The sequence below is a fragment of the Paenibacillus humicus NBRC 102415 genome (genome assembly GCF_004000905.1).
GTDB classification, from domain to species: domain Bacteria; phylum Bacillota; class Bacilli; order Paenibacillales; family Paenibacillaceae; genus Paenibacillus_O; species Paenibacillus_O humicus.
Genome location: NZ_BIMD01000017.1, coordinates 16,835 through 30,500, shown reverse-complemented (window position 1 = coordinate 30,500; position 13,666 = coordinate 16,835). Strand labels below are relative to the sequence as shown.

Here is a 13,666-nt window from a genome sequence, read left to right as displayed (position 1 = left end):
GTAAGCGGAGGCATTCGTCATGAAACCGAGGGACCTGGCAATCTTGGTAGGGATTATCGGCATTGTCCTAATGATGGTCATCCCCATCCCTACTTTTCTGATGGACTTCCTGCTCGTAATCAACATATCGGTCGCTCTTATCATTCTCTTAATAGCGATGAATACAAAAGAAGCGCTGGATTTCTCCATCTTCCCGGCGCTCCTGTTGATTACGACCTTGTTCAGGCTCGCCCTCAACGTATCGACAACCCGCAACATCCTTGTCCATGCCCACGCGGGCGAGGTGGTCCAGACATTCGGAAACTGGGTTGCCGGAGGCCAGGTCGCCATCGGCTTTGTCGTGTTCCTGATCTTGGTTGTCGTGCAGTTCATCGTCATCACCAAAGGCTCCGAGAGGGTCGCGGAGGTTGCGGCAAGGTTCACGCTCGATGCCATGCCGGGCAAGCAGATGAGCATCGATGCGGATCTCAACGCAGGCCTGATCAACGAGCAGCAGGCTCGGGCCCGCCGCTCCAAGATCGAGCGGGAAGCCGACTTCTACGGGTCGATGGACGGCGCGAGCAAATTCGTCAAGGGAGATGCGATCGCATCGATCATCATCCTCATCATCAACCTTCTCGGCGGCTTCATCATCGGGATGGCGGTGCATGGGATGGGCTTCACCGAAGCTCTCAACACGTATTCCATCCTGACGATCGGCGACGGTCTCGTCAGTCAGGTTCCGGCGCTGCTCATCTCTACCGCTGCCGGCCTGATTGTGACGAGAGCGGCTTCGGAAGGCAATCTGGCCCATGACCTGACCAGCCAGATTCTGCGGTATCCGCAGCTGCTGTTCGTCGTGGCCGGCACCATCGCCCTGCTGGGTCTGTTCACCCCTATCGGAATCATCCGCACGTTCCCGATCGCGGGACTGCTTGTCTACTTGGGGTGGAAGATGCAAGGCGAGCAAAGCCGAGCGATCGCAGAGCAGGAGCAGATGGTGGAGGAGAAGGAGATCGAGGAAGTGCGGAGTCCGGAAAGCGTCGTGAACCTGCTGCATGTGGATCCGATCGAATTCGAATTCGGCTACGGCCTCATCCCGCTCGCGGATACGCAGCAGGGCGGCGATCTTCTGGACCGGATCATCATGATTCGCCGCCAGTGCGCGCTCGAGCTCGGGCTTGTCGTTCCCGTGATTCGCATCCGAGACAACATCCAGCTTCGGCCGAACGAATACATCATCAAGATCAAAGGCAATACGGTCGCTCGCGGCGACCTGCTCCTGAATCATTATCTGGCGATGAGCCCGGGCTTCGAGGACGAATCCATCATCGGCATCGAGACGATGGAGCCGGCCTTCGGACTGCCGGCGTTATGGATCGACGAGGCGACCAAGGAAAGGGCCGAGATGTCGGGCTACACCGTCGTCGATCCGCCATCGGTCGTCGCCACCCATCTGACCGAGATCATCAAGCGCCATGCGCATGAGCTGCTCGGCAGGCAGGAGACCAAGGCGCTTATCGAAAACATGCGGGAAGCCTACCCGGCGCTCGTGGAGGAACTCATTCCTTCCGTCATGACGATCGGGGATGTGCAGAAGGTGCTTGCCAAGCTGCTCAAAGAGAAAATCTCGATCCGGGACCTTGTCAGCATCTTCGAGACTTTGGCCGACCACGGGCTGTACTCGAAGGATACCGACATATTGACGGAGTACGCCCGCCAGGCGCTCTCCCGCCAGATTACGCAGCAGTACAGTGCAGGCGGCAACTCGATGCGGGTCATTACGGTCAGCCCGGCGCTGGAGAAGAAAATCGCCGAAGCCGTCCAGCAGTCCGAGCATGGCAGCTATCTGGCCATGGATCCGATCGCCACCCAGCAGATCTGCAATAAGGTGAGCGAGCAAGTCAATCGGCAGATCCAGTCCGGGCACCAGCCGGTCGTGCTTGCTTCGCCGACGATCCGCATGTATTTGCGGCAGATGATCGAACGGGTGATGGGTGACATTCCGGTGCTGTCCTACAGCGAGCTGGAGCCTTCCATTGAAGTTCAGAGCATAGGGACGGTGAGCTTGTGAGAGTGAAGCGCTACGTCGTGTCGTCCATGCCGGAGGCTATGGCGCTTATCCGAGGAGATTTGGGCAAGGATGCCGTCATCTTGAGTACGAAGGAAATCAAGACCGGAGGGTTCCTCGGCATGTTCGGCAAAAAAGGCATCGAGGTCGTTGCGGCGGCGGAAACCGTCAGCCCGCCGGCGCCATCTCCTGCATTTGCCGACACCCTCCAATCGTTGGCAGCAGCGGCCTCGAGGCAGTCGGCTTCGCCGGAGCCAGAGGCAGCGCCCAGGCAGCCGGCTGCGCTGTCTTCTACGGCAGCCCCGTCTGCTCCGGCTTCGCTGGCGGCGGCCAAGTACAAGTCGGTCGCTAAGCCTGCTGCCAGCCCGCCAGCATTTGCAGGCGAAGCTGCACCTGAGCCTGCTGTATCCGCCGGGGAAGCGGCCGCTTCCAACGGCTCCGCTGCCGCCGCCCCGGCAAGCGGCTTCCGCGAGCCTGCCTCTCAAGGAATGGAGCCGGATCTGCTCCGGGAAGTTCGCGACCTCAAAACCTGGATCCGCCAGCTGTCCGGCGCCCAGGCCGCCGAAACGGCGCCGGTCCATGTGTCCAGCCTGATGGAAAGGCTGGAAGCGCAGGAGGTCAAGGCCGCTTGGCGGGAAAGGCTTCTGGCCGACTTGCAGGCCAAGCCGGATTACAGTCTTCTAAGCGAAGATCCCCAAGCTCTTTGGGCGGCAGCCGCAGAGCATTTGCAAATGTGGCTGGAGCCATATATGGGAGAGAAACCGGCTGAGCATAGCCGGGTGCTGCATTTCGTCGGACCGACAGGCGTCGGCAAGACGACGACCATCGCGAAGCTGGCGGCGGATCTTACTTTGCGCCATCGCAAAGCTGTCGGCCTGATCACCGCGGATACGTACCGCATCGCCGCTGTCGACCAGCTTCGGACCTATGCGGATATATTGGGAATTCCGCTGGAAGTCGTCTTCTCCCCCGCGGAGGCGGCAAGGGCATTCCAGCAGCTGGAGCAGAAGGATGCCGTGCTCATGGATACGGCCGGCAGGAATTACCGCAGCGAGCTGCAGATCCACGAGGTCAACAGCCTGCTGAGAAGCAGCGAGGATGCGGATACGCTGCTGGTGCTCAGCCTGACCGCCCGCACGCCGGATATGGAAGCGGTAGCGCAGCCTTTCATCCGGCACGGGGTGGACAAGGTCATTTTCACCAAGCTGGATGAAACGACGGTGTACGGCGCGGCCTTCAATCTGATCATGGACCATGGGCTGAAGCCGGCTTATCTGGCCTTCGGCCAGACGGTTCCGGACGATCTCGAGCCGTTCCGGTCAGACCGTTATGTGAAGCTGCTTCTGGGGAACCAGCCGAATGAGTGACCAGGCCCAGGCGCTTCGCAACCTGATCAAGGAGCGGACGGGCGGGCAGATGGAAAAGAACGCGCGGCTGCTGACGGTGACGAGCGGGAAGGGCGGAGTCGGTAAGTCCAACTTCAGTCTGAATTTCGGACTCGCGCTGCAGTCTCTGGGCCGAAAAGTGCTCGTCATCGACGCGGATATCGGCATGGCCAATCTGGACGTGCTGATGGGCATTCCGGCGCCATACTCTCTCTATCATCTGTTCACCGGCGCCAAAAGCATCCGCGACATCATCCAGCTGGGACCGTCCGGGCTGCATTTCGTAGCCGGCGGGTCCGGATTCCGGGAGCTGCTTCATCTTACGGATCGGCAGCTTCAGGAAGCGGACGAGCAGCTCGGCATGCTCCAGGGAGAATATGACTTCATCCTGTTCGATACCGGAGCGGGATTGACACGGGAGTCGGAACGTTTCATCCAGGCGGCCCACGAAACCTTCGTCGTGACGACTCCCGAGCCGACATCCATCACGGATGCTTACGCGCTCGTCAAGATGGTTTCGGGAAGCATGCCGGATACGCGGTTCCGGGTAGTCGTCAATCGTGCCTTCGATGAGCAGGAAGGGCGCCATACGGCGGCCAAGATGGACATGGCGGCAGACCGCTTTCTCGGCATCCGCCTTCCTTACGGCGGCTACGTCGCGGACGACGGCAAGGTGGGCAAAGCGGTCCGTACGCAGAAGCCGTTTCTCATTGCTTATCCGGATTCGGACGCGGCAAGAAGCATCATGCAGATCGCCAGGCAATACCTCGATTTGCCGGCAGACAGTCTTCCTCATCGCAGCGTCAAAGGTATTCTACAGCAGTGGTTCAGTCGGAAACGTTAACCTTTGGCTTAGATGGGAGAGATGAGGAGATGGAGAAGTTCCGTATTTTGATCGTGGACGATTCCGCCTTCATGCGCGCCATAATTCGGGATTTGATCCTGAAGGACCCGGCTTTTGAGGTGGCCGGGACGGCGGCGACAGGCAAGGAAGCGCTGGAGGCCGCAAGGCTTCTCGCGCCCGATGCCATGACAATGGATCTGGAGATGCCCGAGATGAACGGACTCGAAGCTCTCGTGGCGGTCATGGAGAGCCGTCCGCTTCCGGTGATCATGTTCTCCGGCATCAGCGAGGAGCATACTTCGCTCACGATCGCCGCGCTGCAGCAGGGAGCATTCGATTTCATCCGCAAGCCTTCTCCGGCTTCGCCGCCAGGGGAGATTGAGACGATCGGACGCCTGCTGAGGGAGAAGCTGCATACCGCCCTTCAATTCCGAGGCCGGCTCATCCATCCTCGCCTTCCGGCGCGGGAGGCGGCAGGGAAGAAGGAGCTGCCTGCACGCAAGCAGGCAGGCGAAGCCGCCGGCCAGGCGAAGCCTGCATCCGCTCCAGGCCCGCGCAGCGCAGCCCGCGAGATGCCGGGCGAGACGCGCAAGACGCGGATTCCTCCCGTTGCGGATGCCAAGCGCAGATCAGCAAGTCCCAGCGAAGCTCCTCTCTCCAAGGAGCGGGCCGCACGGCCGGCTTCAGGCGCCTCGCGGCCTGCGAAGACGGGGCCGGCTTCCATTCCGCCTGTATCAGCCGAGGAATCGGCCCACAAATCTCTGGCTTCCAGAGAAAAGTGGACGCAGATTGTCGCCATCGGCACATCGACCGGCGGCCCGCGAGCGCTCAGCGAAGTGATCGGCTCGCTGCCGGCAAGCTTGCCGGCTCCGGTGCTGGTCGTCCAGCATATGCCTCCCCGCTTCACGGCATCGCTGGCCAAACGGCTTGAAGCAGGCAGCATGATCGAGGTGACGGAAGCGGAGCAGGGCGAGCGCGTCCTTGCCGGCCGTGTCTACATCGCCCCCGGCGGAAGCCATATGGAGCTCGAGAAGGACGGATCCGGCTACCGGATCCGGCTGACCCAATCGCCGGCAGTCAGCGGGCACCGTCCTTCGGTGGACGTGCTGTTCCGCTCCATCGTTCCCTATGCGGAGCTGGAGCGCCATTGCGTTCTTCTTACCGGAATGGGCAGCGACGGAGCCAAAGGCATGCTGGAGCTCCGGGAGAGCGGTGCGGCCAGCACGATCACAGAGTCGGAGGAAACCTGCGTGGTGTACGGAATGCCTCGCAGCGCGGTTGAGCTCGGAGGCTCGCAGACGGTGCTGCCGCTTTTCCAAATTGCAGGAGAGCTTGCCCGGCGCTGCCGGTAGGGCAGGACAGCAAACTTAGTTCAGGAGGTGGACCTGTAATGGATATGAACGCTTATCTGTCTATGTTTATCGATGAATCCAATGATCATCTTCAAGCACTCAATGAAAATCTCCTGAAGCTCGAAAGCGATCCGGCCGACATCGGCATTGTCCAGATCATCTTCCGCTCGGCCCATACGCTGAAAGGAATGTCGGCGACGATGGGATTCGAGGATCTCGCTTCCCTCACCCACGAGATGGAGAATGTCCTCGATCTTGTCCGCAACGGCAAGCTGACGATGGACGCTTTCATCTTCGATGTGCTCTTCAAAGGGTTGGACGCTCTGGAGACGATGGTTGCCGACATTACGGCTGGAGGGGCCGGCAAAGCCGATGTCGCGGAGCTGCTGTCCTCCCTGAAATCCATCGTCGACGGCAGTTATCTGGCCAAGGACGCGGCGGCGGGAACTCAAGCCGCTGCCAAGAATGAGAACGGAGCCTCCGCCGATCTGGACGAATTCCAGCTGTCGGTGCTCAAGCAGTCGGTCGAAAGCGGGCTTAAAGCCGTGCGGCTCGATATCGAGCTGGAGGATTCCTGCGTGCTCAAGGCAGCGCGATCCTATATGGTCTTCAATTTCTTGGAACAGCACGGCGAAGTCATCAAATCGATTCCTTCGGTGACGGATCTCGAGCAGGAAAAGTTCGACAAGTCCTTCACCGTCATTCTCGTAACAGCCTCCGACGAGCAGGCCATTGCGGAAGGAGCCGGCAACATTTCCGAAATTGCCGCAGCCGCCGCCAGCCTTCTGGACGAAGCCGCTCTGGAAGCGCTGGCCCATCCTGAAATTCCTGAAGCCGTAAAAGCGGCGGAAGCAAGGACGGCGGACGTTCAAGCCGCGTCTTCCGCAGCCGCGGAAGCCAAGCGGCAGACGGCGGCTGCATCGGCTCCGGCTGCTCCGGCCGCATCGCGGACGATTCGGGTGGACATCGACCGGCTGGATTCGCTGATGAACCTGTTCAGCGAGCTGCTGATCGACCGGGTCCGGCTGGAGCAGCTCGCTTCCGAGATCGGGCGCACGGAGCTGAGCGAAACGGTCGAGCATCTATCCCGCATCAGCGGCGATCTGCAGAACATCGTGCTCAAGCTCCGCATGGTTCCGATCGATTCCGTCTTCAACCGGTTCCCCCGCATGGTGCGGGATCTGGCCAAAAACCTGAATAAAAAGGTTGATCTCGTCATCGTCGGCGCCGACACCGAGCTGGACCGGACGGTCATCGACGAGATCGGCGATCCTCTCGTCCATCTGCTCCGCAACTCCCTCGACCATGGCCTGGAAACGACGGATGGCCGCCTGGAAGCAGGCAAGCCGGAGACCGGCACGATATTCCTGCGGGCTTATCATAGCGGCAACCACGTCTTTATCGAGGTGGAGGAAGACGGAAGGGGCATCAACTCCGAGAAGGTCAAGGCCAAGGCTGTCGAGAACGGGGTGCTCAGCGCGCAGGAAGCGGCGCGGATGACACAGGACGAAATCAACAACCTGATCTTCGCGCCCGGCTTCAGCACGGCGGATACGATTTCGGACATTTCGGGACGCGGGGTCGGACTCGACGTCGTCCGCTCGAAAATCCTTTCCTTGGGCGGCAACGTATCGGTCGAATCCAAGGCCGGCATCGGCTCCAAATTCAGCATCCAGCTTCCGCTCACGTTGTCGATCATCACCGCGATGCTGATCAAGCTCGGCTCGGAGAAATACGCCATTCCGCTTTCTTCCATCGTGGAGACCGGCATTCTCAGCCGGGACAGCATCCTGAACGTGCATGGCAGCCGGATGATTACATACCGCAATGCGGTCATTCCGCTCGTATCTCTCGGCAGTGTGCTCGAAACAGCCGACTTCAACGAAGAAGAAGAGCTGGAGAGCGAGTATCTTGTCATCCGCAAAGGCGACAAATGGGCGGCAGTCATCGTGGACGACTTCATCGGCCAGAGCGAGATCGTGCTGAAGTCGATGGGCGGTTATCTCGGCCAGATTCCGGCCGTATCCGGAGCGACCATTCTCGGCGATGGCCAGGTCGCCCTCATCATCGATCCGAACGCCCTGTTCAAATAATCTATCGGAGGAGGCAAACGGATATGGGAGAAGAACTGAAAGTAATCGTGTTTGCGCTGGGAGAAGAAGAATACGGCATCGAGGTCGATAAAGTGAAGACGGTGGAAAGGCTCATGCCGGTCACTCGCGTGCCCAAGACGCCTGCCTTCGTGAAGGGAGTCGTCAACCTGCGCGGCGTCGTCGTTCCGGTCATCGATCTTCGGGGCCGCTTCGGGCTGGAGGAGACGGAATCGACGGACCAGACCCGCATCATCATCGTGCGCTCCGGAGAGCTGGAGGTCGGATTCGTCGTCGATCGCGCCAACGACGTGACGGACATCAACACCGACAACATCGACCTTCCGCCTGAAGTCGTCGGCGGCATCCAGGCCAAGTATTTGCGCGGAATCGCCAAGACGCCTCAGGGCAGGCTTCTCGTCATGCTCAACCTGTCGGAAGTGCTGAACAAGAACGAAATCGTGCAGCTGGAGCAAATGGAGGCTTGACCGATTTGAGCACACTCGACAAGCTGGCCGACTTCGAACTGGATGTCCTGAAGGAAGTCGGCAACATCGGCTCCGGCAACGCGGCAACGGCTCTGTCCACTTTGCTGAACAAGCCGGTCGACATGGCCGTGCCGAAGGTGAGCCTGGTGCCGTTCGAGGAAGTCGCGGAACGGGCCGGAGGCGCCGAGGAGCTGGTCATGGCGGTGTTTCTCCGCGTGGAAGGGGAGGCTCCCGGCAATCTGTTCTTTCTGATGAATCCGGTCGCGGCCAAGAAGATGCTCCGCAGGCTTGCGGCGATGGAGGTCGAAGAGGATCTCGAATACTCGGATATGGAATTGTCCGCCATCGGAGAGATCGGCAATATTCTCGCAGGCTCCTATTTATCTTCGCTGGCCGATCTCACCAAGCTGAGCCTGGCGCCCAGCGTACCTGCCGTAGCGATGGACATGGCGGGAGCCGTTCTCGTGTACGGGCTTATGCAATACGGAGAAATGGGCGACACAGCGCTGCTGATCGAGACCAAATTTCTTGACGGAGGGGAAGTTCTGGATGGCCAGTTCTTCCTGATTCCGGACCCGGAATCGTTCTCCACTATCTTCCGCTCGCTAGGAGTGCCGCTCGAATGATCCAGCAGCAAGTCGTGAAAGTCGGAATGGCCGATCTCAATATCGCTCTCGACGGCAGCGCCATCCGTACGACGGGACTCGGCTCCTGCGTCGGGCTGACGTTGTACGATGCAGAGAAGAGGATCGGCGGAATGGCCCATGTCATGCTCCCGAATTCCTCGATCGCCAGGGAAGCGGATTTCAACCGGGCCAAATACGCCGACACCGCTCTTCCCTTGTTGATTGAAGAAATGCAGAAGGCGGGTGCCCGCCTTGGCCGTCTGTCGGCCAAGATGGCCGGCGGCGCCCAAATGTTCGCGGCCTTGTCGGCCAATGATTCGCTGCGGATCGGCCCCCGCAATGTGGAAAGCTGCACGGCCGTCCTTGCCAGCTACGGCATTCCCATCCTCGCCGAGGATACGGGCGGCAGCTACGGCAGAACGATCGAGCTGGATTCGGGCACGGGCATCCTGCATGTTCGCTCCGTCCAGCAGGGCACAAAGGAGTTGTAGGCGTGATAGGTACATGGCGCATCAATGCATGGTCGGCGGCGCTCGGAGCGGTCCTGACGGCGGCGATCAACCTGGGACGCAATCCGATCGACGCCGCGGCGACCCGGGCTCTGGCGGCTGCCGCGGCCTTCTGGGCGATCGGTTACGCATTGCGGGTTCTGCTGAAGCAGACCGTCCCTCAGCCCGACCGGGAAGTCGGGGAGGAAGCGGCAGCCGGGCAGCATCTGGACCTTTCCGCGAATGGGGAGGATTTGAACGAGCTGCTCCTTCAAGGCCTGCGGCCGCCTGCCGGAGGATCGAGGCAGCCGGACGGCTCCGGAGGCGTGGACGCCTCCTTGGCTCCGGAGCAGCAGAACAGCGGCTTCCAGCCGCTGCAGCCGGCCCGGCTGAAATCGGTTCCTTCCGGCATGGAGCCGGACGAGCTTGCACAGGCTGTCCGTCATATTAGCAGAGAAGAAGAGCAGTAGCATTAGGCTGCAGGCATGCATCCTAACGGCTGGAATAACCGCGAGGTGAATCCTGAAGGAGGCTTGGAAGCCATGACAGAGCCGAAAGCGCCTCATTTGTCCAACATGGCGATGTGGGAGAAATGGAAGGAAGAGCAGGATATAGACGCGAAGAAGGCTCTGATTGAGCAGTATTTGCCGCTGGTCGATTACGTGACGAACCGAATGGCGATCGGCCTGCCCAAAAATGTATCCAAAGACGATCTTGCGAGCAACGGCGCGATGGGGCTGATTGACGCGATCGATAAATTCGATTACAAACGAGGCCTTCAATTCGAAACCTACGCTTCCTGGCGCATCAGGGGGGCCATCATCGACGGCCTCCGGCAAGGCGACTGGGTCCCCCGTTCGGTCCGCGAAAAGGCCAAGCGAATAGAGGAAGCCTATCAGCATCTGGAGCAGCAGTATTTGCGGTCCGTGTCCGATGCTGAAATCAGCACTTATCTTCAAGTATCGGAAAGGGAGTTCACGACGATGCTGCAGGAAATCGCCGTCACGACGGTCTGTTCCCTTGAGGATCCGATCCGCGAGGAGGAGAGCGAGACAAGAATGTCCTTGCTGGTGGACGAGAAAGCGAAAAATCCGGACCATAAAGTGCATGAATTTTTTCTCAAGGAATCCCTCGTGAAAGGAATCGAGCGATTGACGGAAAAAGAACGGATCGTCGTCTCTCTCTTCTATTATGAAGAGCTTTCCTTGAGCGAGATCGCCGAAGTCATGTCCCTGTCCCCCTCTCGCATCTCTCAGCTTCATTCCAAGGCGATCCTTCGCCTGAGAGGAGCGCTTTCCAAGCAGAAAGATCAACTGATGCAGAACTCCTGAAGGAGGAAAAGCGATGAACCAGCAGCTTGATTTGGAATCTTATCTCAAAGTAAGCCTGTCGCCTGACCGAATGACCGGTTACATTCATTTTCAACGCTGCGACGACGACTTTTCCGTTACGGCTCAAGAACTGGAGCGGCTTGTCCGGCAGGCCGGAATCTCCTATGGCATCCTGCCGGAAGCCCTGCAAGCGATCGCCGGCGATCCCGCGGCATGCAGCGTCAAGGAAACGGTCGTGGCCAAGGGGCTGCCTGCCAGGCAGGGCACAGATGCCCGCGTCATGTTTGCAATCGACTTGAGCGACGGCTTCAAGCCGGAGGAGAACGATAGCGGCAAGGTGGATTTCAAGGAAGTCAACCGCATCCGCAACGTGCAGCGCGGGCAGCTGGTCGCGCGCAAAATAGAGCCGGGCGACGGAGAAGCCGGCATAAATGTTGCCGGCGAGCCGGTTGCGGGCAAGCGGGGCCGCGATATGCGCCTTAAGGTCGGCAAAAATGTGGTGTGCAATCCGGAGCGCACGATGGTGTATGCCGCGCTCGACGGGGTGTTCACGCTGACCGGCAGCGAAACCATCAACGTGTTCCCGGTCTACGAGGTCAATGGAGACGTGGATTATCGAACGGGCAATATCGACTTCGTCGGCACCGTCGTCATTCGCGGCAACGTGCTGAACGGCTTCAAAGTAAGGGCTGCCGGCGATATCCGGGTCGTCGGGGGCGTGGAAGGCGCTGAGCTTGAGTCGGACGGATCGATCGAGATTACGGGCGGCATCATGGCCGGCAACAAAGGAAGCATCAAGTGCGGCAAGTCGCTCCGCTGCTCATTTGTTCAGGATGGAACCGTATCGGCGGGCGAGGATGTCCAGGTCAGCCAGAGCATCATGCACTCCCAGGTGAAAGCGGGCGAGAATGTCATTTGCCTTGGAGCGAAGGGGCTGATCGTCGGCGGATCCGTTCAAGCCGGCGAAGCGGTCAAGGCCCGGACGATCGGCAACGGGATGTCGACGGCGACTTCCATAGAAGTCGGCGTCAGGCCGGAACTGCGGCAGGAACTGCTCCATCTCCGCAAACTAATGAAAACGCACGGAGAAGCGCTCGATAAAACGGAGAAGGCACTCGCTCTTCTCGACCAGCTGGCTGCTACCGGCCAGATTTCTCCGGATAAGCTCGCGCTGCGAATCAAGCTCGGAGCGACCAAAAAGCAGACATCGGCCGAGCTGGACGAAGTCCGCGACCGGGTGCTGGAGATCGAGCGTTCGCTGGAGGATTCCAGCACGGCACGGGTCGAGGTGTCCGGAACCGTATATGGAGGGACGCGGATCGTAATCGGAAGGTATACCCGTTTCATCAAGGATCCCGCCTCTCGTGTCAGCTTCCGCTACATCGACGGGGAAATCACGATGGGCTCCATCGTGTAGGCGGCGCTGATGACGTATCGACCGGTCGACCTGCAGGTTTCCGTTCCGAAAGTTCATGAGGCAGGAACCCAGCAAGGCTATTACCAGAGCCGTCTTGCCGCAGAGGCCCGCTCTCAGGAGCAGGACACGGCCAAGCGGAGCGAAAAGAACCGCAGCAGTCCGACAGAAGTGGAAACGAAGGGAAATCTGCGCACGGGCAAGGACAGCTCCGGGAACAGAGCCGGCCGTGACAAGGCGGCAAGGAATCCGGCTGGCGGCAAAGAGGATGGAGCGCAGGCGGAAGGGGTCCATCCGTTCAAGGGAAAGCATGTGGACTTCAGCTTGTAGCTGAAGCCCGGCAGCAAGGAGGACAGATCGTAGATGCAGCCATGGCAGTATATCGTTTTGCTGGGGGCGGTCGTCCTCGTATGGGCGTTTGCGGCGCCCCGCCGAGGAAAGAAGCCTTCAGCGGAGAGCGTATCCCGCGACAGCGGGCTTGAGCAGATGGAGAACGCGCTGGAGCAGTTCATGGAAAATATGGAAGAAAGCAATCGGAGCCTCGGCGAGCTGGTCAAGTCCTCCAGAGAGCAGGAACAGGCCGAGGCGAGGCTGAGGGAGCAGCGCATCGAGGAGCTGGAGAAGCAGTGCAGGCTGCTTCAGGAAGCGATCTCAGCCGGCGCCGGCTCCGCTCAGGCGGCACGACAGGAGGAGGCTGCCGGAGCTGCGCCTATGCAAGGGGAGGAAGCAGGCCGGCCTCTGCAAGCGCCGGAATCCATCCGGGCTCGCTTCAAGCAGCTGTTCGACTTGGAGCAGCAGGGGAGATCCGTGGACCAGATCGCCAAGGAGCTCGGCATCCATAAAGGAGAGGTGCTGCTTATCCAGCAGCTTGCAAGGCAGGAGGAATCGGTAAATGCGAGGTAAGAGGTCGTTTTGGATCGGACTGGGCGTCGGCATGATGGCCGGGGCTCTTTTGCTTCAATTGATGAATGCCGGCCAAGCGCAGTCGGCGACTTGGGCGGGCGTCGAATCCGGCGCATCGGATTCGGGCAGCGGCGAGGAGCGCGCGGTTTATACGCAAGAGGAAGCCGATCTGCTCGTAAAAGCCGCCGTCGAGAAAGCTCTGCGGGAACGGGAAACAGAGGGCGGCCCCGAAGGCGCTTCTCCGGAAAGCGGCAATCAGCCGGCCGCGTCCCCGTCCAAGCCTGCATCGGGTACTGCCGGCGCTTCTTCGAGCCCAGGCCCGTCTCCGAGTCCGGCGGCTAAGCCTTCTCCCGCCAAGCAGGACTCCTCGTCAACGAAGGCAGCGAAAAGCGGCGCGAACGGGAAAGCGGTCATCGTGAGAATTCCGCCGAATTCGGATTTGACCTCGGTCGGAAAGCTGCTGGAAAGCAGCGGAGTCGTCGAACAAGGCGAAGATTTCGTAGCCTACATGCAGAAGGGCGGCTCACCGGGCACGGTCCGGGCCGGCTATTTTTCGTTCAAGGGATCGCAGGATCTCGCCGCCGTGAAAAAAATCGTGACGGGCCAGCCTATGGACCCTGACGAGGCGAAAAAGAGAATCGGCTCCGGCGGCTAGCAGGCCATGACGGCCCGCCTGCAAAAGCAAGCATGGAAGG

General features: G+C 60.0%; 14 protein-coding genes. All 14 read left to right on the top strand.

The window, feature by feature from the left end:
• Window positions 1–19 precede the first annotated feature (19 nt).
• Window positions 20–2,053 carry a flagellar biosynthesis protein FlhA gene (flhA, locus tag PHU01S_RS12370; RefSeq protein ID WP_127507827.1) on the top strand — a complete coding sequence of 678 codons (2,034 nt, stop codon included), beginning with the start codon at window positions 20–22 and terminating at the stop codon, window positions 2,051–2,053.
• Window positions 2,050–3,417, top strand: a complete 1,368-nt coding sequence (gene flhF, locus PHU01S_RS12365; RefSeq protein WP_127507825.1) for a flagellar biosynthesis GTPase FlhF — start codon at window positions 2,050–2,052, stop codon at window positions 3,415–3,417. Before flhA ends, flhF begins: the two co-directional genes overlap by 4 nt.
• The gene (locus PHU01S_RS12360; RefSeq protein ID WP_021879155.1) at window positions 3,410–4,279 is read left to right on the top strand and encodes a MinD/ParA family protein; all 870 of its coding nucleotides are present in this window, start codon (window positions 3,410–3,412) and stop codon (window positions 4,277–4,279) included. Before flhF ends, PHU01S_RS12360 begins: the two co-directional genes overlap by 8 nt.
• A gap of 29 nt (window positions 4,280–4,308) precedes the next feature.
• Window positions 4,309–5,631, top strand: coding sequence for a protein-glutamate methylesterase/protein-glutamine glutaminase (locus tag PHU01S_RS12355; protein ID WP_127507823.1), 1,323 nt, complete (start codon window positions 4,309–4,311; stop codon window positions 5,629–5,631).
• 38 nt (window positions 5,632–5,669) lie between these two features.
• Window positions 5,670–7,724, top strand: coding sequence for a chemotaxis protein CheA (locus PHU01S_RS12350; RefSeq protein WP_048750065.1), 2,055 nt, complete (start codon window positions 5,670–5,672; stop codon window positions 7,722–7,724).
• Window positions 7,725–7,747: 23 nt separating this feature from the next.
• Window positions 7,748–8,209, top strand: a complete 462-nt coding sequence (locus PHU01S_RS12345) for a chemotaxis protein CheW (protein ID WP_048750064.1) — start codon at window positions 7,748–7,750, stop codon at window positions 8,207–8,209.
• 5 nt (window positions 8,210–8,214) lie between these two features.
• Window positions 8,215–8,835: a chemotaxis protein CheC gene (locus PHU01S_RS12340; RefSeq protein WP_048750058.1), complete on the top strand. Its 621-nt coding sequence runs from the start codon at window positions 8,215–8,217 to the stop codon at window positions 8,833–8,835.
• Window positions 8,832–9,326 carry a chemotaxis protein CheD gene (locus PHU01S_RS12335; RefSeq protein ID WP_048750056.1) on the top strand — a complete coding sequence of 165 codons (495 nt, stop codon included), beginning with the start codon at window positions 8,832–8,834 and terminating at the stop codon, window positions 9,324–9,326. The genes PHU01S_RS12340 and PHU01S_RS12335 overlap by 4 nt, the downstream gene beginning before the upstream one ends.
• A gap of 2 nt (window positions 9,327–9,328) precedes the next feature.
• Entirely contained in the window at window positions 9,329–9,793 is a 465-nt protein-coding gene (locus PHU01S_RS12330; RefSeq protein ID WP_127507821.1) for a hypothetical protein, read from the top strand.
• A gap of 72 nt (window positions 9,794–9,865) precedes the next feature.
• The gene (locus PHU01S_RS12325) at window positions 9,866–10,654 is read left to right on the top strand and encodes a FliA/WhiG family RNA polymerase sigma factor (protein WP_048747526.1); all 789 of its coding nucleotides are present in this window, start codon (window positions 9,866–9,868) and stop codon (window positions 10,652–10,654) included.
• A 13-nt stretch (window positions 10,655–10,667) separates the two neighbouring features.
• Window positions 10,668–12,071 (top strand): flagellar assembly protein A, encoded by a 1,404-nt coding sequence (locus PHU01S_RS12320; RefSeq protein ID WP_048747529.1) that lies wholly within the window; start codon window positions 10,668–10,670, stop codon window positions 12,069–12,071.
• A gap of 9 nt (window positions 12,072–12,080) precedes the next feature.
• On the top strand, window positions 12,081–12,398 hold the full coding sequence (locus PHU01S_RS12315) for a hypothetical protein (protein ID WP_021879147.1): 318 nt from the start codon (window positions 12,081–12,083) through the stop codon (window positions 12,396–12,398).
• 33 nt (window positions 12,399–12,431) lie between these two features.
• Window positions 12,432–12,971, top strand: a complete 540-nt coding sequence (locus tag PHU01S_RS12310; RefSeq protein ID WP_048747531.1) for a hypothetical protein — start codon at window positions 12,432–12,434, stop codon at window positions 12,969–12,971.
• A complete protein-coding gene (locus PHU01S_RS12305; RefSeq protein WP_127507819.1) occupies window positions 12,961–13,626 on the top strand; it encodes an MltG/YceG/YrrL family protein in 666 nt (221 codons plus the stop codon). Before PHU01S_RS12310 ends, PHU01S_RS12305 begins: the two co-directional genes overlap by 11 nt.
• Window positions 13,627–13,666 lie beyond the last annotated feature (40 nt).

Bases quoted from the DNA above. Each gene is read 5' to 3' on its own strand.
- flhA (WP_127507827.1), top strand. From the start codon at position 20: ATGAAACCGAGGGACCTGGCAATCTTGGTAGGGATTATCGGCATTGTC.
- PHU01S_RS12360 (WP_021879155.1), top strand. From the start codon at position 3,410: ATGAGTGACCAGGCCCAGGCGCTTCGCAACCTGATCAAGGAGCGGACG.
- PHU01S_RS12355 (WP_127507823.1), top strand. From the start codon at position 4,309: ATGGAGAAGTTCCGTATTTTGATCGTGGACGATTCCGCCTTCATGCGC.
- PHU01S_RS12350 (WP_048750065.1), top strand. From the start codon at position 5,670: ATGGATATGAACGCTTATCTGTCTATGTTTATCGATGAATCCAATGAT.
- PHU01S_RS12345 (WP_048750064.1), top strand. From the start codon at position 7,748: ATGGGAGAAGAACTGAAAGTAATCGTGTTTGCGCTGGGAGAAGAAGAA.
- PHU01S_RS12335 (WP_048750056.1), top strand. From the start codon at position 8,832: ATGATCCAGCAGCAAGTCGTGAAAGTCGGAATGGCCGATCTCAATATC.
- PHU01S_RS12325 (WP_048747526.1), top strand. From the start codon at position 9,866: ATGACAGAGCCGAAAGCGCCTCATTTGTCCAACATGGCGATGTGGGAG.
- PHU01S_RS12320 (WP_048747529.1), top strand. From the start codon at position 10,668: ATGAACCAGCAGCTTGATTTGGAATCTTATCTCAAAGTAAGCCTGTCG.
- PHU01S_RS12315 (WP_021879147.1), top strand. From the start codon at position 12,081: ATGACGTATCGACCGGTCGACCTGCAGGTTTCCGTTCCGAAAGTTCAT.
- PHU01S_RS12310 (WP_048747531.1), top strand. From the start codon at position 12,432: ATGCAGCCATGGCAGTATATCGTTTTGCTGGGGGCGGTCGTCCTCGTA.
- PHU01S_RS12305 (WP_127507819.1), top strand. From the start codon at position 12,961: ATGCGAGGTAAGAGGTCGTTTTGGATCGGACTGGGCGTCGGCATGATG.